The following is a 20,023-nucleotide window of genomic DNA, read 5'->3' on the forward strand; positions in this document are numbered from 1 at the left end:
CGCCTAGCAGGATCCTCGCCTCTCAACGAGCCCTCAGTCCCCTCACGAAACCACACTCATCCCCTACAAAGGAGTACCGATGAACAAGAAACTACTCGCCGCACCGATCGCCATGGCGGCGGTGCTCGGCCTCGCCCTCACGGGTTGCTCGACAGACGGCGCCCAGCCCGACGGTGACGGCGGTCTCCAGATCGACGTCCCCGAGGTTCCGATGATGGAAAAGCTCGGTGACACCGAGAAGGAGCTGAACATCGTCGCCTGGTCTGGCTTCGTTGAGCCAGCCTGGGCCGACAAGTTCACCGCCGACACCGGTTGCGTCGTCAACCGCAAGGTGGCGGCAACCTCCGACGAGATGGTTCAGCTCATGCGCACCGGCGAGTACGACCTCGTCTCAGCTTCTGGAGACGCGAGCCTCCGCCTCATCGTCGACGGCAACGTGCAGCCACTGAACACCGAACTCATCCCGAACTTCGGCGACGACATCGTCGAGGGAATGAAGGGCCAGCTGTACGACACGCTGAACGGCAACGTCTACGGCATCCCGATCGGCCGTGGCGCGAACATCCTCGAGTACAACAGCGAGGTCGTGACTGAGACGCCCGACAGCTGGAGCGTTGTTTGGGAAGAGGACAGCCCCTACGCCGGGAAGATTGCAGCTTACGACAGCCCCATCTACATCGCTGACGCGGCGATCTACCTCATGGAGCACCAGCCCGACCTCGGCATCACCAACCCGTACGCCCTCGATCAGGATCAGCTGAAGGCCGCGACCGACCTACTCAAGCAGCAAAACAAGATGGTCTCGGAGTACTGGTCGCCAGCAACCAACGTGACGTCGTTCACAGGCGGCAACTCGGTCGTCGGAACCTCCTGGGAGGTGCTGCGCAAGGCGACGCAGGACGACAAGTTCAAGAGCGTCCTCCCCAAGGAGGGCGCGACAGGCTGGTCTGACGCGTGGATGCTCGCGACAGACGCGAAGAGCCCGAACTGTGCGTACGCGTGGATGGACTACACATCCGCTCCTGACGTTAACGGCGCGATCGCAATGAACTTTGGCATGGGCCCAGCAAACGGCGCATTCTGCGACATCAGCGATGAGGCGAAGGCGCACTGCGACTACTTCAACGCGACAGACGAGGAGTACTACAAGCAGGTGTGGTTCTGGACGACCCCTATCGACCAGTGCCTCGATGGCCGCACCGACGTGAAGTGCACGAACTACCAGGACTGGACGAACGCCTGGGCGACAGTCAAGGGCTAGCGAGCCCAGCGGGGCGCCCACGGGCGCCCCGCACCCCCTCTTCTTTCCACCCCACCCCGTCAGCGAGGACACCGTGAGCATCCAGTCAGCTCTTCAACGCAAGCCGCGGCCCATCTCGACCGCGCTCTACCGCCATCCGAAGGGCAGACTCGCGTCGCTCCTCACACTCCCGATGACCTGGCTCGTTGGCGTCTACATCCTGTCGCTCGCAATCATGCTCGTGACGGCGTTCTGGACGACCGACCCGTTCACGTCACGCGTGAAGCCCGGATTCACGCTCGACAACTTCGCGCAGCTCGCGACGGTGCCGGCCTACGGCATGACGGCGCTTCGCACCCTCGGCATCGCTCTCGCGGTCACGCTCATCTGTGCCGCCTTCTCAGTGCCGCTCGCGGTCTTCATGTCGCAGGTCGCAGGTCCGAAGCTCCGCGCCGTGCTCGCCGTGCTCGTCACCCTCCCCCTCTGGGCCGGCTACCTCGTGAAGGTCATCGGCATGCGCCTCGTCTGGACCGAGAACGGCTTCTTCAACTGGGCGCTTGAGCCCCTTGGCATCTCGGGTCCCGGGCTCGGGGTACTGACGGTCACGCTCACCCTCGTCTACCTGTGGTTCCCGTACATGGCGATCCCCGTTTACACCGCCGTCGCGCAAATCCCGCCGAACCTCTTCGACGCCTCCTCAGACCTCGGCGCCCGCGGCTTCCGCACGATCCGCACAGTCGTCGCGCCGCTGCTCATGCCGTCGCTCATCGCCGGGTCCATCTTCACCTTCTCGCTGAGTCTCGGCGACTACATCTCGGCGATGTACGTCGGCGGGTCGACACAGATGATCGGGAGCATCATCGCGCAGAACATCAACCTCAATCCGCCGCTCGCCGCCGCGTTCTCGTTCGTGCCGATCGTGCTCGTCATCGTCTACCTCGGGGCCGTCCGCCGCACTGGCGCCCTCAACAACCTCTAAGCCGAAGGGAGCAGGCAATGCTTCGACTGAACCGCGGAACCAAGGTCGCGCTTGGCGCCATCACCGTCGTCGTCCTCGGGTTTCTCTACATCCCGATGTTCGTGATCATCATGAACTCGTTCAACTCGGGCAGGGTCTCCGGCTGGCCAATTCCCGGTTTCTCGCTCGAGTGGTGGGGCAAGGCGCTCACGAACCCGGCCATGCACGCCGCGTTTGTGAACTCAGTGATAGTCGCATCCGTCGCGACAGCGTTCGCGCTCGTCCTCGGCACGCTCGCCGCGTTCGCCCTCCAACGCTTCAAGTTCTTCGGCCAGAACACGGTGAACCTGCTCATCGTGCTGCCGATCACGCTGCCCGGCATCGTCACCGGTGTCGCGCTCTCGAACACCTTCCACCAGGTGCTGAAGCCGATGGGGATCCATGTCGGGTACTGGGGCATGATCATCGCGCACGCAACCTTCTGCGTGGTCATGGTCTTCAACAACGTCATCGCACGCCTGCGTCGCATGAACCCGAACCTCGAGGAGGCGTCGGCAGACCTCGGGGCAGGCATCGGCCAGACGTTCCGCCTCATCACGTTCCCGCAGTTTCGGCCAGCGTTTATCGCGGGCGGCCTGCTCGCGTTCGCGCTGTCGTTTGATGAGATCGTCGTCACCATCTTCACCGCGCCTCCCGGCACGGAAACCCTGCCGCTGTGGATCATGAACCAGATGGGCAGACCGAACGAGGTCAACCAGGTGAACGTCGTTGCGACGCTCATGATCCTGCTGTCGCTCATTCCCGTGTATTTCTCGCAGCGAGCGCAGCGCCAGGACAAGTAACTGCCCGCGGGCACACCAGGATCCGATCGCGGCCGCTGCGAGCTTCTCAGGGAGCTCGCAGCGGCCGCTTTGGCGTTAGTTGACTTGCATCAACCATCGCTATATAGTTGACCGTCATCAACTTTTGAGAGGACCCCCTCACCCGAATGAGCCGCACCACCCCCGCTGCCACAGCACAAGAAGAGCAACCCGAGATCCTGACGGGCCGCGCGAAGAACCTCGCCCTCGCGGGCCTGTTCCTCGCGAACTTCGTCTCGATGCTCGCCATGAACGTCGTTGGCACCTCGATGCCGATCATCATCGCCGACATCGGCGGCACCCAGGCCGCCTTCACCTGGGTCGTCACCGCGACGATGCTCGCGAGCGCCATCGCCACCCCGATCTGGGGCAAGCTCGCCGACCTCACGAGCAAGAAAATGCTCCTGCAGGTCGCACTCATCATCTTTATCCTCGCGTCGGCACTCGCCGGGTTCGCACAGGATCCCACCTGGCTCATCACCTTCCGCGTCTTCCAGGGCATCGGCGTCGGCGGCCTCGGCGCGCTCGCGCAGATCGTTCTCGCCGAGATCGTGAGCCCCCGCGAACGTGGCAAGTACATGGGCATCCTCGGCGCGATCATGGCTGTCGCGACAGTCGGCGGACCGCTCCTTGGCGGCCTGCTCACCGACACCATCGGCTGGCGCTGGAACTTCTACGTCGCTGCGCCAATCGCGATCGTCGCGATCATCATGCTGCAGCGCACGCTGCACCTCCCAACCGCGAAGCGCAAGATCAAAATCGACTACTGGGGCGCAGCCCTCATCTCGCTCGGCTTCTCGAGCCTGCTCATCTGGGTCACGCTCGCCGGCTCGAACTTCGAGTGGCTCTCGTGGCAGTCAGCCCTGATGGTCGGTGGCGGTATCGCCGCGCTCGTCATCGCCGTGTTTGTCGAGCTTAAGGTCGACGAGCCTTTGATCCCGATGACGCTGTTCAAGAACCGCACGTTCACGATGGCCTCGATCGCCTCAATCGCTGTCGGCCTCGCCATGATGGGTACCGCCGTCTTCCTGGGCCAGTACATGCAGCTCGCCCGCGGCCGATCCGTCATCGAGTCGAGCCTGCTCACCCTTCCGATGATGGCGGGCGTGCTCATCTCGTCGACGATCGTCGGACAGATCATCACCCGTACCGGCAAGTGGAAGCGCTACATGGTCGCGGGAGCCATCGCGCTTCTCGCCGGCATGCTCCTGATGGGGCAGCTGCGCTACGACACGAACTACTGGTACGTCGGCATCTCGATGGCAATCATGGGCGCCGGCGTCGGCATGACAATGCAGAACCTCGTGCTTGTCACCCAGAACACTGTCTCGCCACTTGAAATGGGCGTCGCGAGTTCGTCGGTGACATTCTTCCGCACCGTCGGCGGCACCGCAGGTATCTCGGTCATGGGCGCGGTGCTCGCGCACCAGGTGACCGACTACGTCACCGAGGGACTTGCGAAGCTCGCGCCGAAGGATCTCGCCGGAGCCGAAGCGCTCGCAGGCGGCAAACTGCCAAAGATCGCTGAGCTCACCGCTCCGATCCGCGACGTCGTCGAGTCGGCCTACGGACACGCGATCGGCAACATCTTCCTCGCGGCGTCGCCAGTCGCGATCGTCGCCCTGATTGCGATCATCATGCTGCCGAACCTTCCGCTCAACAACAAGAGCAACGCTGAGCGGATCGCTGAACTGCAAGAAGCAGAGGCGGCGCTCGAAGCAGAGGGATCGTCGGACGCTACCGGTGGGTCCGCGGGCACGAGGACCGTCGATAGAGTTCTTATCGACACCACCGGACCGATCATGGTTCCGCACCACCGCCCAGGCACGGACCGCACGGCCGAACGATAGGACACACAATGTCTTCCATATCCCCCGAAGAGGAGACTGTCGCAGGAATCATCACCGAGTTCACCGAGGCGTTCGCGTTCTCGCGAACCCGGTGGACTCGGTACGCCAACGAGGTGAGCGCAGAGCTCAGCGGCGTGAGCATGCTCGTGCTACAGATCGTGTTTCGGCGCGGGCCGATCACGGCGACGGGGGTGAGCCACTGGCTCGACATGGATAAGTCGCTCGTGAGCAGGCACGTTGCGAAGCTGCGCGATCTCGACCTCGTCATCGCGACGGAGTCGCCGGAGGACCGCCGCGTGCAGCTGCTCACCGTCAGCGATCACGCGACCGAGCTCCTCAGCGGGGTGCGGGAGCGGTGGACAAACGCATACCGCGAGCGCCTCGTCGACTGGAGCCAGGAAGAACTCGAGGCGCTTCGCGCTGGCCTTCACAGGTTCAACGCGTCTGCCGACAAGCTGCCAGCGGACGGGCCCGACGCGCGCTGCTCCAAGCACTCAGGGGAGGGAGACTCGGCGGCCTAGGCCAGCCAGCCGGACTGGCCACCCTCTCCGGGCTCCTCGGCTGGCCCACTTCGGCTGCCCCGGCCCGGCCGCCCTACCCCGCCCCACCCCGGACGGCCTACCCCGCCCCCTCCGAGAGTTGGCAGTTGTGGTCGCCTCGCGACAGGGTGAGGCGACAACAACTGCCAACTCGGGAGCGGGAGCGGGAGTGGGCCCGTGCTCAGGCTGGGCCGGGGCTCGTGCCCGCGCCTACGCCCGCTACTACTGGAGGCGCTTGCGGATCCAGGCAGACGCGAGATCGACCGCAATGATCACGATGAGAATGATGATGAGGTAGGTCAGCATCTCATCGAACTGGAACGTCTTAATCGCCTTGTTGATGAGCAGCCCGATGCCGCCAGCCCCCACGAGGCCAAGCACGAGCGACGAGCGCACATTCACGTCGAAGCGATAGAGCAGCAGGCCGGTGAGCTGCGGGAGCACGTTTGGGATGGTCGCGTTCGCGACAACCTGCCAGCGCGAGGCACCCGCGGTGCGCAGCGCCTGCTCGGGGCCCTGATCCACGTCCTCCATCGCCTCCGCCCAGAGCTTGCCCATCACGCCCGTGTTGTGGCAGATGAGGGCGAGCACGCCAGCGAACGGCCCGAGCCCGACCGCTGTCACAAAGATCAGCGCGAACACGATGTCGGGCACCGCGCGGAAGAACGAGAGGATGCTGCGCGCGACCTGGTACACGGCCTGATTCGGCGTTGTCGTGCGCGCCGCGAACACGGCGAGGAGAAGCGCGAACGGCACAGACACCGTCGTGCCAAGCAGGCCGACCCAGAGCGTCGTGAGCGCGCCGCCGATACCCTTCTGCAACACCTCAGGGCTCAGGTCTGGAGGGAACGCCTCCGAGATGAAGTTCGCCATGCCCTTCGCGCCGGTGACGAGCGCCTCAGGTCGAAACTCGGTGGCCTGGAACGCAAACACGTGCAGGACGATGAGCACGACAACGATCACCGACCACGAGCCCGCGCGGTAGACAGTCTTCGGATCGCGCGGCACCTCGAGGCGGGTGGGGGCTGTGCTGTGGGTCACTTGGGGGTCCTAGAGGTAGAGGGCTGCGAGCTCGGCGTCGTCGAGATCTGAGACCGGGCAGTCGAATACGAGGTGGCCGTCACGGAGTCCGATAACGCGGTCGGCGTAGGCGCGGGCGAGGTGGGGCTGGTGCAGCACGGCGGCGACGCCGAGCCCCTCCTCGACGGCGAGCTGCCTGAGCAACCGCATGACGTCGTCTGCCGCGCGCGGGTCGAGCGCCGACACGGGCTCGTCGGCGAGGATCATGCGGGGGCGCTGGCAGAGTGCGCGCGCGATCGCGACGCGCTGCTGCTGCCCGCCAGAGAGGCTGTCGGCCCGGTCGTGAGCGCGATCGGCGACGCCGACGCGCTCGAGGCATGCCATCGCCTCCTCCTTCAGCTCCGCACCATAAAGGGGCGGAATCGAGCGCCAGGCCGGGAGCCTTGAGAAGCCACCAGCGCACACGTTCTGGAGCGCCGTGCGGCGGGGGACGAGATGGATCTTCTGGAAGACTGTCGCAGCCGAGCGGCGGGCCTCGGCCCGCCTGGCTGCGCTCGCCTCGTTGAGGCGGACGCCAGCGATCTCGATGTCGCCGGAGTCCGCCTCAATGATGCCGTTCACCGCGCGCAGCGTCGTCGACTTCCCGGAGCCGTTCGCACCGAGAAACGCGACGACCTCGCCTGCGTGGACGCGCATGCTCATGTCGCTGAGCACGACGCGGCCGCCGAAGCTCTTCGAGATCGCCTGGACGTCGAGCAGCACCTCCGGCTCGGAGGCGTGGGCAGCGGGAGTGCCCGGGCTGTGCACGGTGATTGTCATAGGGGTTACACGTCCTTTTCGGTGAGGCCCATGGTCTCGGCGAGGTCGAACAGCGGCTTGTAGGTCTCGTTCGTGACCGGGATCAGCGGCCCAGCGGGATCGACACCGAGGAAGCCGGAGACCTTCTCGACGTCAGCCGCGTCGAGGCTGAGCAGCGCCTCCGAGACAGCGTCCTTGAACTCCTGCGGCATGTTGCCGCGCACGGTGATCGGGTCGTTCGGGATCTCCTCGGACTTCCACACCTGGCGGAACTTCGACTCATCGAACGTTCCCTCAGCGGTCGCTGTCGCGAGCGTCTGGGAGTTGATCTGCGCCGCGTCGACGGTGCCGTTGACGAGCGCAAGCAGCGCCTCGGGGTGGCCGCCTGCGTAGTCAGCGGTCACGTCCTCGTCGATGCCAGCGTCCTTCAGCGCCGACATCGGCAGTGCGTCGCCCGATGTCGATCCGGGACTACCGAGGGCGAGGGTCTTCCCCTTCAGGTCCTCGATCGTCTGGATCGGCGAGTCCTTCGGCACCCAGATGCCGCCCGTGTAGGTTGTTGGCTTGCCGTCAGCGTCGCCGAACGAGACCATCGCAGTCGCGTCTGCGCGCTGATTCGCGAACACGAAGCCGAGCGGGCCGAACTGGGCGATCTCGAGCTGGTCGTTTTCCATCGCGAGTACCTCTGCCGCGTAGTCCTCGGTGATCGAGACCTCGACCTCGCAGTCGAGCTTCTCTGAGAGCGCCGCTGCGAGGGTCTGGTAGGCCGGCTCAAGGCGCTCGGGATCCTCGTAGGGAAGGATGCCGAAGCGGATCTTGCCGTCGGGGCAGGTCACGCTCGCCGTGTCGGCGTTCGCGCCACTGTCGTCGGCGGATGCCGAGCAGCCCGTGAGCCCGAGCCCGATGAGCGCGACCGCCGAAGCGGCGAGGATTGTGTTCTTCTTCACGATTCTCCTTGGGTGTGTGTTTGTGAAGCAGGTCTAGGTCAGAATGTGGCGATCGTGCGGGCTCCGAGGGCGGGGCCGACGGTCATCCCGATCCCGGTCGTGACGCTTACGACCGAGACGCCAGGGATCGGCTCCTCGCGCAGCAGCTCGCGTTCCGAGCTGGAGGCGTAGATTCCCTGCCAGCGCTCGAGCACCTCGAGCCGGGGAGCTCCAAGCAGCTCCGCCGCATCTGCGAGCAGCAAGTCGGACCAACGCTCATTCAGAAACGGGGGCGCGGCATCGAAGTAGTCGTGCGAGTCGCCAACGAGGAGTGTGCCGTCGGCCTGCTGCGTGAACATCACGTTCGCGCCAATCTCAAGCAGCTCGGGGCGGAGCCGCTCGGTCTCGGCCCGCAGCGCGTCCTGCGCGGGTCCGGCGAATGCGCCGTATCGCAGCATCGATGTCCCGCTGAGCACTGCCGGGCCGAGGCCCATGTCGTGCGGCGCGCGCACGCGGGCCATTTGTAGCACGCACTCACTGACATCACCTGCGAGATCCGGGAACAACCTGCCAACGAGGTGGCCCGCTGCGACGATGACGCGATCCGCAGCAATGTCCCCGCGGCTCGTCTCGAGCGTGAGGTGTTGGCCCTCGCGGACCCCGTGCAACGTCGTGCCGAACCGGACCTCGCCCCGCTCGTGATCGGCGATCCAGCGCGCGAGATCGGCGACGACCGTGCGCGGGTTCGCAGTGAGATCGCCCGCCAGCAACAGCCCGGAGCGGATCTCGCCCGGGGCCGCGAGGCGAAGCTGCTCCGCGGCCTGCCCAGCGGTGAGCAGCCCGCGCTCATCGGCGTCTTTCCGGCCGGCGAGCTCAACGAGCACGGCTTCCTCAGCTTCCGAGCGGGCAATGACGAGCGTGCCCGACACCCGCGCCTCGATGCCCACCCGCTCGGCGAGCGCGCGCCAGATCGGGTTCGCCTCGCGGGCGAGCTCGCCAACCTCGCCAGCCTGCACCGACGTGCAGACGTGCCCGAAGTTGCGGATGCTTGCGAGCACCGCCGCCGAGTCCTGCTCGATAACGGTGACGCGGTAGCCGGCGTCGAGGGCGGCAACCGCGTGGGAGAGGCCCACGATCCCGGCGCCGACGATTGCGATGTGCGAAGTCATGGTTCGAGAATGCGGGTTCAAAAGTAGTCATGACAACTTTTTTCGAGCCTGTTCGCGGAACGTTCACCGACGCGTTTTCTGGCCAGAAAACGCTCACCGATCGTTCACCTTGACGGCACCAATCGACCCCGAAATCGGTATCGACAAGTTGTACGCTGACCAGCATGACCGAGAATCAGCCGCTGCATATCCAGCTCTATGAAGAGATGGCAAGGCGTATTCGCTCCGGCCAGTGGCAGACCGGGCAACGCGTGCCAAGTGAGAAATCACTCGTCGCCGAGTTCGGCACTTCTCGCGGTCCCGTGCGTCAGGCACTGGCGGCGCTGCGTGCCGAAGGCGCGATCACCGGGGGTCGAGGAGCACCGCCGAGGGTCCAGCGCGGAGTGCCGTCGCAGTCATTCGGCACGTTCTTGTCATTCACTGAGTGGGCGAGGCTCTCGGGCTTTACACCAGGCCAGCACGTCGTCGAGGCCGTCAAGCGGCCCGCGACCGAGACCGTCGCACGCGAGCTCGGCGTGAAGCCAGAGGACACGGTGATTGAGATCGTGCGGCTACGCACACTCGACGGCGAGCCGGCACTCTTCGAGCGCACGTCGTTCGCGTATGAGATCGGCTGCCACATGCTCACCGCAGACTTCGACGGCGGGAGCATCTACCAGGAGCTCGCCCGCATCGGCGTAGTCCCTGCCCGAGCGCGCCACGTCATCGACGCCGTTGCAGCGCACCCGCTCGACGCCGAGTGGCTCCGCGTTTCCCCAGGCTACCCACTGCTGCGCGCACGCCGCACGTCAACGACTGTGGACGGCACCGTCATCGAGTACGCAGACGACAGACACCTCCCCTCCATGACAACGTTCGCCATCGAAAACACGGCGGCGCACCGAACCCAGCTCGTCCGCGAACCCGCGAACAGCTCAACCCTTATAAAGGACCACGCATGATCTCCCTCGCAGCATTCGACATGGCAGGCACCACAATCAACGACGGCGGCGCCGTCTACCGTGCGCTCGAAGACTCAGTCACCGAGGCTGGTGTCGCTGTCTCCCCCGAAAATCTGCAAACCTGGATGGGGGTGGAGAAGCGGGAGGCAATCACCGCGCTCATTGAGCTCGGTGGCGGGGTCGCCGACGAGGATCTTGTGGGAGCGACATTCGCCCGCTTCCGCGCGCTGCTCGACGAGTACTACACGGCGGAGCCGCCAACCCCAGTCGACGGCGTCCCCGAAGCGATCGCCGCGCTCCAATCAGCGGGAATCAAGGTTGCTCTCACCACTGGATTCTCGCGTGAGGTCGCAGAGGGCATCCTCGCCGGGCTCGGGTGGACTGTCGGCCCAGCGGACGCCACCGAAACTGGGGCAAGTGCTCCCGCGGGCTCCGTTCGCGTCGACGCACTGTCATGCGGCGACGACGTGGCTGCCGGGCGGCCCGCGCCGTTCATGATTCACCGAGTCATGGAGGCAACAGGGGTGACCGACGTCGCGAACGTGCTCGTCGCTGGAGACACCGCGGTCGACGTACGCTCGGGCCTGAACTCGGGAGCGGCGATCTCAATCGGCGTGCTCAGCGGCAAGCTCGACCGGGCAAGCCTCGAGGCCGAACGCCCGACAGCGGTGCTCGACTCGGTGGCGGCGATCCCCGAATACCTCGGCGTGTAGGAGAAGGCGGCGGGTGGCGGGGCGTAACTTCCGCGAGGCCCGCCACCATCTCACCGTGTGTCGTTCGGGGCGGCACGCGACAGCGCCGCCGCCGCCAAGAGCCCCGCGCCAACTGCGGTGAACACGCTGCCCGCCCCGCCAAAAGAAGAGATCCCCGCGGCAATAAGTGGCACACCAGTCTGGCCGATCCTGTTCCCGAGCAGCCGCAGCGACGCGGCCGTGCTTCGTTGATCCAGTGTGGTGATGAGCGTCATCCATGACATGGTGAGCGGCTGCACGGTGCCAGCCGCAAAGCCGTAGAGCGCACAGGCCAAGAGAATCGCCGGCACCGGTAAAGGCAGCACAAAGCTGACGAGCGCTATCCCCGCGAGACCGCTGCCCCCGATAAGCACCGGTCTACGACCAAATCTGCGCGTCATCGCTGAGAGGGTGAGACGCGACAGCATCGTTGCTGCTCCACGCGCGACGAGCATCGCGCTCACCCAGCCAGCCGAGATGCCACGACTCTCTGCAAGCAACGGCAGATACATGATCGCAATGTCGAGCGAGGTCAGCACGATCGAGCTCGTGTACAGTGCGGCAGGCACCCCCGGGCTGCGCAATAACTGCACGGCGCCTCCACCAGTACCCGCCCGCCCGCCGGCTCTGCTTGGCGGAATCCCACATGAAAGCCCGAAAATGATCACGGCGCCCCCAAAGCAGAGCCACGCAATCTCGGTAAGTGCGGGGGCGGTGTTGAGCGCGCCGGGCGTTGGTGTGAACGGGCGGATCAGCAGCAGCAGAGGGCCGAGCATCTGCCCTGTCGACGTCGCGAGCGTATACATTCCGAACGCGAAGTCGAGTCTGCCTCCCTGCGCCACGCTCATCACCCAGCTCTGCTCGCCTACGACCGAAAACAACACACCACAGCCAATCAAAGCTGATGCAGCAATCAAGCCCAGCGGGTTTTCTCCAACGACGAGCACAACGAGTATGGCAAGCACGAATGCGACAGCGCCGATCACCAGCGATGTTCGCTCCCCGAACCGTCGCACTAGCGCTCCGGACGGGAGTGCGAGGAGCAATGGAGGCAATGCGAATGCTGCGGCCGAGTAACCGAGCCATGCGCCGTCTTTGCCGAGCGCGAGCATTTCGTATGCGATCGCCGCGCGCAGTCCATAACTCAATACCTGCACGAGTGCCGCGTGCACGAGCAACGAAGTGTGGGCATGGTCTGTACCGCTCTGGAACCGAGGGCTCATGGCGATGTCTCCTCTACAAACAGTGGTGGGCCGCAGCTGAAGCGTTCGGCTTCAATTGCGGCCCACCGAGCTTGAGCGTGGCGGCTCAGGGCTAACCGGTGTAGTCGAAAATCTGCATCCAGAGCTTCGCGTCCGCCTCAAGGTTTGCAAGCGACTCGTCAAGTGTTGAACGGTACAGGAAGCCTGAATCAAGCGCCGGCAGTTCCACATCACCGATCGTTGGGTTTGGAGCTTTCTCGTTGACCGGGTAGTCACCGATCGAGGCTGCAAGTGATTGGCCGCTTGCCGACAGCAGCCAGTTCATGAATACTGTCGCGGCGTTCGAGCGTGAAGTCGACTGTGTTTGCCCGAGATAGAACGGGTAGGCAGCAGCCCCTTCTTCGGGCATCGCGATAGTAATCGGAGCGCCAGCGATAATCGCCGAGTAGGCCGTTCCGATCGGCACCATGCCAACGCCAATCTCGCCGCGCGCTAGGGCATCCGTGAGGTTGGCTGACGAATCAAAGACGCGCGGGTCATTCGCAGCGAGATCCTTCATCCATTTCTCACCGAGCTTGTCGAACTGGAAACGCGTAAGCGCTGCCGTGCTGCCGCCCGCACCTACCTGCACGAGGCCGACTTGCCCCTTGTACTCGGCCGAAGTGAGATCTGCCCAGTTGTCGGGGGCGTCGGCCTCCGCGATCACCTGGTTGTTGTACCCAAAGCTGTACACCCTGTCGAAGCTGTTGTAGTAGAGCCCCTCGTCGAATGCCGCACCTTCAATCAGGGATCCTGCTACATCGTCGGTAAGTTCAGTCTTCTGGAAAACCTCATCTTCCGCGAGCGCAACGATGAGGTCTTCGCCCGAGATACGCACAATGTCTGCGCCGAGTTTGCCGGCAGCGTTCTCGCTGAGGATTCGCTCCTGCAGCTTGTTCGGCGCCAGGCGCACAATCTCAACTGGAATGTCTGTCAGCTCCGTAAAGGCATCAGTGACTTCCTTCTCAGAAACCTCACTCGCCCCTGTGTAGAAGACCAGGGTGCCTTCTTGCTTTGCGGCTTCATATACCTCCGCTGATGCGACAAGCTCTCCGTCAACCACAAGATCACCACCAGCGGCAGGCGCAGGAGTTTCTTGGCCGTTGTCGGAGGCCGAGCAGCCTGCGAGGAGAAGTCCAAGGGACGCGGCAACCGCCATCCCCCGAAGGATCCGTGTTTTCATTGCATTTCCTCTCTGAAATGTGGTTCTTTGTCGAGGTACGTATGGAGAGTTATGACGTTCGCTGGCGTTCTTCGCCGAACCGACGCGCAAGCCAGGCAAGCAGGAATATAAGGACGCAGTAGAGCACACTCGTCGCAGCACTACTCTGGAGAATTCCGTTCTCGTAGTTATCAAAGATCACGATCGAGAGCAGCCTTGTATCGGTGGTGAACAAGAACAGCGGCACTGTCAGTTCACGCATCGACAACATGAGGAGCAACAGGAACGTCGATGTCAGCGGAACGCGTAAGAGGGGCACCGTCACTCGCCAAATCGCTCGGACGCGGTTTGCACCATGCATAACTGCGCTGTCTTCAAGGTCTTGATGAATCTGCAGAATTCCCGCGCTCGCCCCCTGAAACCCCTGCGGCATCTGAGCGGCAGTGAACGCGATCACCATTACGACAAGCGTCCCGTAAACGGGGAGTGGAATGAGCAGCCAGGTCCATAGCAGGCCGAGACCGAGCACAATCGCGGGGACTGCGAGCGGAATCATGCTGATGTAACCGAGACCAGCTCGCCCAGGAATCCGTGTGCGGTTAACAACATAGGAGACGATGAATGCAAGCACAGTACCGATAACTGCAGCCGAGATCGAGACAACAAGCGAGTTCGTCGTCGCTTTGTGAACAGTCGAGTTGGTCAGCACGTCGGCAAACGCATTGAAGTTCAGGTTCCCCGCCTGGATCGATCCGACCACGCTCGCAACATAGGGAGAATCATGCATCGCCACGAAGATGAGCGCGCCGATCGGCAAAACTGCAGTGACAACAAAGTACAGAGCGCCGAGGATGAGGGCGGGAATGCGGAACCAACCCAGGTCTACCTTCGCCGGCTTCAGCCCCTTGCCTGACACAGTGGTGAACGTTCGTTTCGAGATCACTCGCCGCTGTATGGCAGTGACAATGAGCACTACGGCCACGAGCGCAATCGCAACGGCCGCCGCTTCGTTGCCGCGAGAGGGCGCGGAGTTCATGAGCCTGAAAATGTACGTTGGGAGCGTATCAAGTCCACCGGCGGAGCCAATCATCTGCGCCACCGGAAAGTTCTCAACTGTCAGCGTAAAGATCAGGATTGCTGCGCCAAGAATAGCCGGCGTCGCAAGCGGGAAGGTCACACGCCGCAGGACCTGACCGGGGGTTGCACCGTGCACGCGAGCCGACTCTTCGAGATCCGGGTTCATCAGGCTAAACGAGGCATGAATCAACAGGAAGGCGTACGGAGCGTAATAGATCCCCAAGAGTACGATGAGGCCTGGCAGCGTATAGATGTTCATGAACGGGGCCAGCCCGAGGTCTCGAGCCAGAATGTTCAGCAGTCCCGCATTGGGCCCGCCAAGTAGCCCCCAGGCTAGGGCGCCGACAAAGCTTGGAAGAAACATCGGCATGAGGCCTGCGAAGTACAGAAATTTGCGCGCCGGCGCGTTCGTTCGCGCGGTGACGAAGGCCAGGAAACCACCGCACAGGAGCGCCACAGCCGAGCCGCCTATGCCGACGATCAACGAGTTACCCGCCGCCCGCATCGCCCCCGTTCCGAACACGGTACTGAAGTTCGACAGCGTGAAATTCGACAACGAGATGTTCCCGGGTCGCGGGGTCTCAGACGTGAGCGCTGAAAGAACGACGAGCGCCACAGGGAGCAGAATCAGGATCCCAAGAACTCCGTAGAGGGCAACGATGCCAGCAACTTTTCGAGGTTGAGCTTGCGCCGAAGAGGCGCCTCGCGTTTTTACCCCTCGCGGCGTCGTAATTACGCCTGTGGCATCGGATGGTGAGGTCTGTATGGTCACGCTGCACGCTCCTGCACGCGTTCACCGAGCTCGGGCGCCTCCGTTGGAAGGACCTGTACAGCCTCGACTGGCAGGTGAACACGCACGCGCTCTCCTTCGCGAGTGCGATTCGCCTGCTGCTTCGTGCCGAGGACGTCAAGTTCAACACCAGGGGCGATTCTGACCCGGAAGGTTGCAGTCGGCCCGAGGAACTCACGGGCAATAATCTCGCCCTCAAGTGTATTCGCGGACTCCGCCGGCACGTCATCACCGAGAAGAATGTCTTCAGCACGAATGCAGGCTCGCAGCTCATCAGCGCGGTGATCGTAGGGTCCGACCTGGATCGCAACATCGCTGCTTTCAAGGCCAACACTCCGGGTGCCGAGTGAGCGCACCGGAATGATGTTCGCCACCCCGAGAAAGTCGGCGATGGACGCACTGAGGGGTCGCCCATAGATCTCGTCCGGGCGGCCAATCTGCACGATCCTGCCAAACTGCATCATTGCAATATGGTCGGCGAGCGCAAGCGCTTCTTCTTGATCATGAGTCACGTAAACCGCGGTCAATCCAAGTCGGTGCTGTAGTTCACGGAGGTCCGTGCGCAGCCGATGCCTGAGGCGCGCGTCGAGGTTCGAGAGTGGCTCGTCGAGCAGCATGACCGACGGCTCCATGACGATCGAACGGGCCAGCGCAACGCGCTGCATCTGCCCGCCGGAGAGCATGCTCGCGCCGCGGTCAGCAAAGCCGTCGAGCCCAACTACTGAGATCGCTTCTGCGACTCTACGGGAGACCTCAGCTTTGGGAAGCTTCTTCATCCGCAAGGGAAACGCCACATTCTCGAACACACTCATGTGCGGCCAGATTGCATAGGACTGAAACACCATGCCAATGTTGCGTTTGTGTGAAGGGCGGTTGATCCCCCTCTCAGCGTCGAATAGAACTTCCCCGTCGACAGATATCCTTCCCTCGTCGGGTGTCTCGAGGCCAGCAATGCAGCGCATCGTGCTCGTCTTTCCGCACCCTGACTGACCAAGCAGAACCAGCGCTTCGCCCTGTTCAATTTCAAGGCTCAGATTTCGGACAGCGACGGAGTCACCGTAGCTGAGCGTGAGATTCTCAATACTGATTGTCATGCGCGAGCTCCTTCGCTTGTGTGCGCTGCGTCTGCCGTCGCGAGCAACTGATCGAACCACTGGATCGTAGCGGTACTCATCCACGTAGGTTGGCCGAGATCCTCGAGGTATTCTTTTGCGTCCGCGACTTCATGTGCACGCCGCGCAGCGTGCGTGGTTGAGCCATCAATCAGCCGCTGGATTAGTGCCTCCGCATCGCCGGAGAGCTCGGCCACGATCTGTTCGCGGAGCCATGTCTCGGCGCCCGCCAGTTCAGCTGCGCCTACGCTTTCAATAACGACCGCAGCCAGGCCTTTCATGAAGACACTGCGCAGCAGCTTTCTCCCGGCGGCTTCACCGGCCTTTCCATCAACCACCTGGACTGGCGTATCCGCAGCCTTGACGAGCTCGTCAAATCGCGCTGCGCCGAGGCCACTAGCCATGAGCGGGGTGCGGACGCCGGAGCGGGGAACAGGCGCAAGCACAGCCACGTCTGCGAACAGCACACCGCTGGCAGAGGCTTCGCTTTCAAGCTGTTCCTTGAGTGCGGGACTGCCAGTGTTGAGGTCTGCGTACACGGCCCCCGCGGCCATGCCTGCGAAGGCTTCGTTCGCCACAGCTGCCGCCGCCCGTGCTCCAACCAGGCTCACTACGAGTTCAGCACCAGAAAGGGCGGCAGTGAGTTCAGCCTCCTGGCGGATGCCAGGCTCACCAACAGTGGCGAACGGGTCGTACCCGGCGACCGCAAAGCCAGCGTCCCGAAATCCGCGGGCATAGATCGCTCCAGCCTCGCCGAGACCGAGTATTGCAACGATTGTCATCTTTGACTCCTGATTTGCGTGATGTTCATCGACGCTAGTTGATGTTTTCAATATCGGCAAGCATTTCGTTAACAATTTAGATAACACAATTGTCACGTCTTGCTCGCGGAGCTTACGCCCCGGCCGGAACTGGGAAGACTCGTCCTTCAAACAGCTTTCGAGCGGTGCGTGTCGAAACGGAACTTCCTTGCCACTCTCCGTCCGCCCCCAGCCGAGTCTTGACGTTAGATGCGAAGATTCCAGCTGCATGCTCAATGAGAATTTCGTTCCCGTGGACGCCCCACTCCGAGCCCACAGCACCCGGGATCGTAGTCGCCGCCGCAACGCTTGCGGCCATGAGCACCCCGATGGAGCGGTGAGCTCGATGCGGAATGAGGGCGCGAACCGTGATGGACCCGTCGGTTCGCGGAGGCGCAACGAACATCATCTTCGGCACCGAAAGCGCTGCGACGTTCCCGAGCCCCATGAGCCGTCCAGCTGCAAGCCTGATCGATTCGACCCGGTCTCGCACCGCGTCCAAGGCTTCCAGCTCTTCGGGGCTCTCGTACCCCGAGATCCCAAGATCGCTCGCCCGGATTACGACGACTGGCATTCCGTTGTCAATGAGTGTGACGCTGGTGCCCAGTACGTCCTGAGCGGGAAGGCCGGTCGGCAACAGCTTTCCGCTGCCGTGCACCTCGATGACGATCGGACAACCAGTTCCAGGGACGCCATCGAGTGCATAGTCGCCGTCATAGCGAAGCCTGCCGTCCTCGGTTGCGAGACTCACCGTCGCGAGATCTCCCGTATTGAGAAGGCGAACGACGGCGGTTGTTCGTCCGGCGCGTGGAGTGAGAATTCCGCGCTCGATCGCGAACGGGACAACGCCAGCAAGCAGATTTCCACAGGTCTGCGCCCGGCTCACCTCGCCAGATTCGACTGCCACCTGAAGAAATTCATAGACGAGGTCCACTCCGACTTCCGCACTTGGGGAAACAACGGCGACTTTGCTTGACAGCGGGTGAGCACCACCAATCCCATCGATCTGTTGAGGGTCGGGGCTTCCGAGAATTCTCTTTGCAAGATCAGCGCGGGCACACTCGTCGCTGGGCACCTCGGAGCCAAGTAGGAATGCACCTTTGGACGTTCCACCGCGCATCCAGACACATGGGATGCCCACTAGGCCGGGGTCATCGGCCACGGCTGATCTCCTGCTGTGCCACATACGTTACACCGAGTTCTGCGAGCAGTGGTCGCAACCCGTTGTGGTCGAGACTGAGCACCCCCTGCTCGTAGGCCGCACGAGCAACCACTTCGCGCGCGACGCGCGCTCGAGAACTCTCGAGCACTCGCGCGAGTTGAGCGCGCGGAACGCACACGACCCCATCGTCGTCAGCAACAATGACATCCCCGGCATCAATTTGGGCTCCGCCGACAACGATTGGCACGTTGACACTACCGCCGGTGGCCTTCACGGTTCCCTGCGCATTCTGGGCGCCAGCCCAGGCATGAAAACCCATTTCACGCAGCTCGGCGACGTCCCTGACCCCTCCCGAGGTAATAATCCCGCGCACCCCGCGGCGCTGCAACGCTGTTGCGAAGAGTTCCCCGAATGACCCGTCAAGCGAGGGCGACACGGTCGTCACAACGAGCACGTCCCCCGGCTCGCACTGCTCCACAGCAGCATGAATCATGAGGTTGTCACCCGGCCAACACTGCACAGTGACAGCACTGCCAGCCAAACGTGCACCGTGCTGCACCGGCCGAACACTTGGGCCAACAAGCCCGCACCGTCCCATCGCCTCGTGAACGGTTGCGACGCCCAATTCGCCGAGCTCAGCGATCGCATTGGAGTCTGCACGGGCGATGTCCGTCACAATCACATGATTCATGAAAGCTCCCCTGTCACCTGGGGGAAGAAACGAACGTAAGCCTCTCCCTTTGTCTCGTGCGGTAGACCAAGGTTCGGGCCCGCGTTTCGCTTGACTTGCACGCCCCTGCGCACCGCGAGATCCGTGTAGTAAGACCACATGTGCTTCTGCGCCGGCATGCACTCCATCGCACGACGCTTCCTGTCGAAGGACTCGGTGATGTCGAGCAGGAGGTTTGGCTTGAAGTCGCACTGCTCAGATTGATGCGGCTCAAAGAAAAACACGGGCGGTGCACCGATGATTTCCTCCTCCGAGGGAAACGAACCGTCTGAGTTCTGCACGCCGATGGCCTGCGCGAGTACCCTTGCCTGAAGCGCCATGCGAGCCGCAGTTGGGTGATCTTCGTTATAGGGATCAGCGAGCGGGTGAGTCAGTACGACTGTGGGTTGTGTGCGCCGAAACACGTCCACAAGTCGCGAAATCGCTTCCTGAGATTCGACGAGCGGGTAGTCGCCGAGATCCAGAAACTCGATATCTGCGCCGAGCTCAGCTGCCGCGGCCTCGGCCTCCGCGCGGCGCAAAGCCTTAATTTCTGCCAGGCTCTTACCCTGCAACCACTGGCTCGCGGATTCACCGCGCTCGCCATAGGAGAGGCAAACTACGGTGGCACGTTCGCCCTTCAGCGCAGCTGCGGCGATAGCGCCGCCAGCCCGCCAGACGAAGTCGCCCGCGTGGGCGCTAATGACAAGCAATGACGGTGTGGTCTGTGACAAGTGTGGTTCCTCCTCGAACTCACGTCGGAATACAACAGCAAAGTGCGCTACCGACAGCGGGCTTTGGTCACTACCCAAACACACAACACAAAATTGGTCAAGAAATTGTTTACAATTTTGCTTTAAGGGCGCCCATCGATGGCGCACGGGCAGTAAGCTCGAACGTACGCCGCACCTCGACCCGGAGACCCCGCCCAGTAAGGA

General features: G+C 63.1%; 19 protein-coding genes. 7 read left to right on the forward strand and 12 right to left on the reverse strand.

What is annotated here, in order from left to right; translation table 11 throughout:
• Positions 1–79 precede the first annotated feature (79 nt).
• The 5 genes from KI794_RS14990 (at position 80) to KI794_RS15010 (ending at position 5,429) form a co-directional block, all read left to right on the forward strand.
• Positions 80–1,261: an ABC transporter substrate-binding protein gene (locus KI794_RS14990; protein ID WP_119282650.1), complete on the forward strand. Its 1,182-nt coding sequence runs from the start codon at positions 80–82 to the stop codon at positions 1,259–1,261.
• Between the two features lie 73 nt (positions 1,262–1,334).
• Positions 1,335–2,219 (forward strand): ABC transporter permease, encoded by an 885-nt coding sequence (locus KI794_RS14995; protein ID WP_119282649.1) that lies wholly within the window; start codon positions 1,335–1,337, stop codon positions 2,217–2,219.
• Between the two features lie 17 nt (positions 2,220–2,236).
• Entirely contained in the window at positions 2,237–3,040 is an 804-nt protein-coding gene (locus KI794_RS15000; protein ID WP_119282648.1) for an ABC transporter permease, read from the forward strand.
• Positions 3,041–3,186: 146 nt separating this feature from the next.
• The gene (locus tag KI794_RS15005) at positions 3,187–4,908 is read left to right on the forward strand and encodes a DHA2 family efflux MFS transporter permease subunit (protein WP_119282647.1); all 1,722 of its coding nucleotides are present in this window, start codon (positions 3,187–3,189) and stop codon (positions 4,906–4,908) included.
• 8 nt (positions 4,909–4,916) lie between these two features.
• Positions 4,917–5,429, forward strand: coding sequence for a MarR family winged helix-turn-helix transcriptional regulator (locus KI794_RS15010; RefSeq protein WP_119282646.1), 513 nt, complete (start codon positions 4,917–4,919; stop codon positions 5,427–5,429).
• A 240-nt stretch (positions 5,430–5,669) separates the two neighbouring features.
• On the opposite strand, the gene phnE is transcribed toward KI794_RS15010, so the two are convergent.
• From phnE to KI794_RS15030, 4 genes are read right to left on the reverse strand one after another with little or no spacing between them, the layout of a single operon-like run.
• Positions 5,670–6,488, reverse strand: coding sequence for a phosphonate ABC transporter, permease protein PhnE (gene phnE, locus KI794_RS15015; protein WP_119282645.1), 819 nt, complete (start codon positions 6,486–6,488; stop codon positions 5,670–5,672).
• Between the two features lie 9 nt (positions 6,489–6,497).
• On the reverse strand, positions 6,498–7,286 hold the full coding sequence (locus tag KI794_RS15020; protein ID WP_255808533.1) for a phosphonate ABC transporter ATP-binding protein: 789 nt from the start codon (positions 7,284–7,286) through the stop codon (positions 6,498–6,500).
• A gap of 5 nt (positions 7,287–7,291) precedes the next feature.
• Positions 7,292–8,212, reverse strand: coding sequence for a phosphate/phosphite/phosphonate ABC transporter substrate-binding protein (locus KI794_RS15025; RefSeq protein WP_119282643.1), 921 nt, complete (start codon positions 8,210–8,212; stop codon positions 7,292–7,294).
• Positions 8,213–8,250: 38 nt separating this feature from the next.
• On the reverse strand, positions 8,251–9,360 hold the full coding sequence (locus KI794_RS15030; protein ID WP_119282642.1) for a TIGR03364 family FAD-dependent oxidoreductase: 1,110 nt from the start codon (positions 9,358–9,360) through the stop codon (positions 8,251–8,253).
• Between the two features lie 164 nt (positions 9,361–9,524).
• Between KI794_RS15030 and KI794_RS15035 the strand changes: the two genes are divergently transcribed.
• Together KI794_RS15035 and KI794_RS15040 are read left to right on the forward strand one after the other, a co-directional pair.
• The gene (locus tag KI794_RS15035) at positions 9,525–10,301 is read left to right on the forward strand and encodes a GntR family transcriptional regulator (RefSeq protein ID WP_119282641.1); all 777 of its coding nucleotides are present in this window, start codon (positions 9,525–9,527) and stop codon (positions 10,299–10,301) included.
• Entirely contained in the window at positions 10,298–11,014 is a 717-nt protein-coding gene (locus KI794_RS15040) for a phosphonatase-like hydrolase (RefSeq protein WP_119282640.1), read from the forward strand. Before KI794_RS15035 ends, KI794_RS15040 begins: the two co-directional genes overlap by 4 nt.
• A gap of 50 nt (positions 11,015–11,064) precedes the next feature.
• Here KI794_RS15040 and KI794_RS15045 read toward each other — a convergent pair whose 3' ends face one another.
• The 8 genes from KI794_RS15045 to KI794_RS15080 form a co-directional block, all read right to left on the reverse strand.
• Positions 11,065–12,255, reverse strand: coding sequence for an MFS transporter (locus tag KI794_RS15045; RefSeq protein ID WP_119282639.1), 1,191 nt, complete (start codon positions 12,253–12,255; stop codon positions 11,065–11,067).
• A 91-nt stretch (positions 12,256–12,346) separates the two neighbouring features.
• Positions 12,347–13,456, reverse strand: coding sequence for an ABC transporter substrate-binding protein (locus KI794_RS15050; protein ID WP_119282638.1), 1,110 nt, complete (start codon positions 13,454–13,456; stop codon positions 12,347–12,349).
• Positions 13,457–13,505: 49 nt separating this feature from the next.
• Complete coding sequence (locus KI794_RS15055; protein WP_255808534.1) at positions 13,506–15,128, reverse strand: ABC transporter permease; 1,623 nt, start codon at positions 15,126–15,128, stop codon at positions 13,506–13,508.
• Positions 15,129–15,280: 152 nt separating this feature from the next.
• On the reverse strand, positions 15,281–16,396 hold the full coding sequence (locus KI794_RS15060) for an ABC transporter ATP-binding protein (protein ID WP_119282637.1): 1,116 nt from the start codon (positions 16,394–16,396) through the stop codon (positions 15,281–15,283).
• Positions 16,393–17,196 carry an NAD(P)-dependent oxidoreductase gene (locus tag KI794_RS15065; RefSeq protein ID WP_119282636.1) on the reverse strand — a complete coding sequence of 268 codons (804 nt, stop codon included), beginning with the start codon at positions 17,194–17,196 and terminating at the stop codon, positions 16,393–16,395. The genes KI794_RS15060 and KI794_RS15065 overlap by 4 nt, the downstream gene beginning before the upstream one ends.
• A gap of 112 nt (positions 17,197–17,308) precedes the next feature.
• The gene (locus KI794_RS15070; protein ID WP_119282635.1) at positions 17,309–18,400 is read right to left on the reverse strand and encodes a PrpF domain-containing protein; all 1,092 of its coding nucleotides are present in this window, start codon (positions 18,398–18,400) and stop codon (positions 17,309–17,311) included.
• A complete protein-coding gene (locus KI794_RS15075; RefSeq protein WP_119282634.1) occupies positions 18,366–19,067 on the reverse strand; it encodes a 4-carboxy-4-hydroxy-2-oxoadipate aldolase/oxaloacetate decarboxylase in 702 nt (233 codons plus the stop codon). Before KI794_RS15075 ends, KI794_RS15070 begins: the two co-directional genes overlap by 35 nt.
• Positions 19,064–19,819 carry a PIG-L deacetylase family protein gene (locus KI794_RS15080; RefSeq protein ID WP_119282633.1) on the reverse strand — a complete coding sequence of 252 codons (756 nt, stop codon included), beginning with the start codon at positions 19,817–19,819 and terminating at the stop codon, positions 19,064–19,066. The genes KI794_RS15075 and KI794_RS15080 overlap by 4 nt, the downstream gene beginning before the upstream one ends.
• Positions 19,820–20,023 lie beyond the last annotated feature (204 nt).

The sequence above is a fragment of the Leucobacter aridicollis genome, from assembly GCF_024399335.1.
GTDB classification, from domain to species: Bacteria; Actinomycetota; Actinomycetes; order Actinomycetales; family Microbacteriaceae; genus Leucobacter; species Leucobacter aridicollis_A.

Excerpts from the sequence above, each read along its gene's own strand:
- KI794_RS14990 (WP_119282650.1), top strand. The coding sequence starts at position 80 with ATGAACAAGAAACTACTCGCCGCACCGATCGCCATGGCGGCGGTGCTC.
- KI794_RS15000 (WP_119282648.1), top strand. The coding sequence starts at position 2,237 with ATGCTTCGACTGAACCGCGGAACCAAGGTCGCGCTTGGCGCCATCACC.
- KI794_RS15005 (WP_119282647.1), top strand. The coding sequence starts at position 3,187 with ATGAGCCGCACCACCCCCGCTGCCACAGCACAAGAAGAGCAACCCGAG.
- KI794_RS15010 (WP_119282646.1), top strand. The coding sequence starts at position 4,917 with ATGTCTTCCATATCCCCCGAAGAGGAGACTGTCGCAGGAATCATCACC.
- KI794_RS15020 (WP_255808533.1), bottom strand. The coding sequence starts at position 7,286 with ATGACAATCACCGTGCACAGCCCGGGCACTCCCGCTGCCCACGCCTCC.
- KI794_RS15030 (WP_119282642.1), bottom strand. The coding sequence starts at position 9,360 with ATGACTTCGCACATCGCAATCGTCGGCGCCGGGATCGTGGGCCTCTCC.
- KI794_RS15035 (WP_119282641.1), top strand. The coding sequence starts at position 9,525 with ATGACCGAGAATCAGCCGCTGCATATCCAGCTCTATGAAGAGATGGCA.
- KI794_RS15040 (WP_119282640.1), top strand. The coding sequence starts at position 10,298 with ATGATCTCCCTCGCAGCATTCGACATGGCAGGCACCACAATCAACGAC.
- KI794_RS15045 (WP_119282639.1), bottom strand. The coding sequence starts at position 12,255 with ATGAGCCCTCGGTTCCAGAGCGGTACAGACCATGCCCACACTTCGTTG.
- KI794_RS15050 (WP_119282638.1), bottom strand. The coding sequence starts at position 13,456 with ATGAAAACACGGATCCTTCGGGGGATGGCGGTTGCCGCGTCCCTTGGA.
- KI794_RS15060 (WP_119282637.1), bottom strand. The coding sequence starts at position 16,396 with ATGACAATCAGTATTGAGAATCTCACGCTCAGCTACGGTGACTCCGTC.
- KI794_RS15065 (WP_119282636.1), bottom strand. The coding sequence starts at position 17,196 with ATGACAATCGTTGCAATACTCGGTCTCGGCGAGGCTGGAGCGATCTAT.
- KI794_RS15070 (WP_119282635.1), bottom strand. The coding sequence starts at position 18,400 with ATGTGGCACAGCAGGAGATCAGCCGTGGCCGATGACCCCGGCCTAGTG.
- KI794_RS15075 (WP_119282634.1), bottom strand. The coding sequence starts at position 19,067 with ATGAATCATGTGATTGTGACGGACATCGCCCGTGCAGACTCCAATGCG.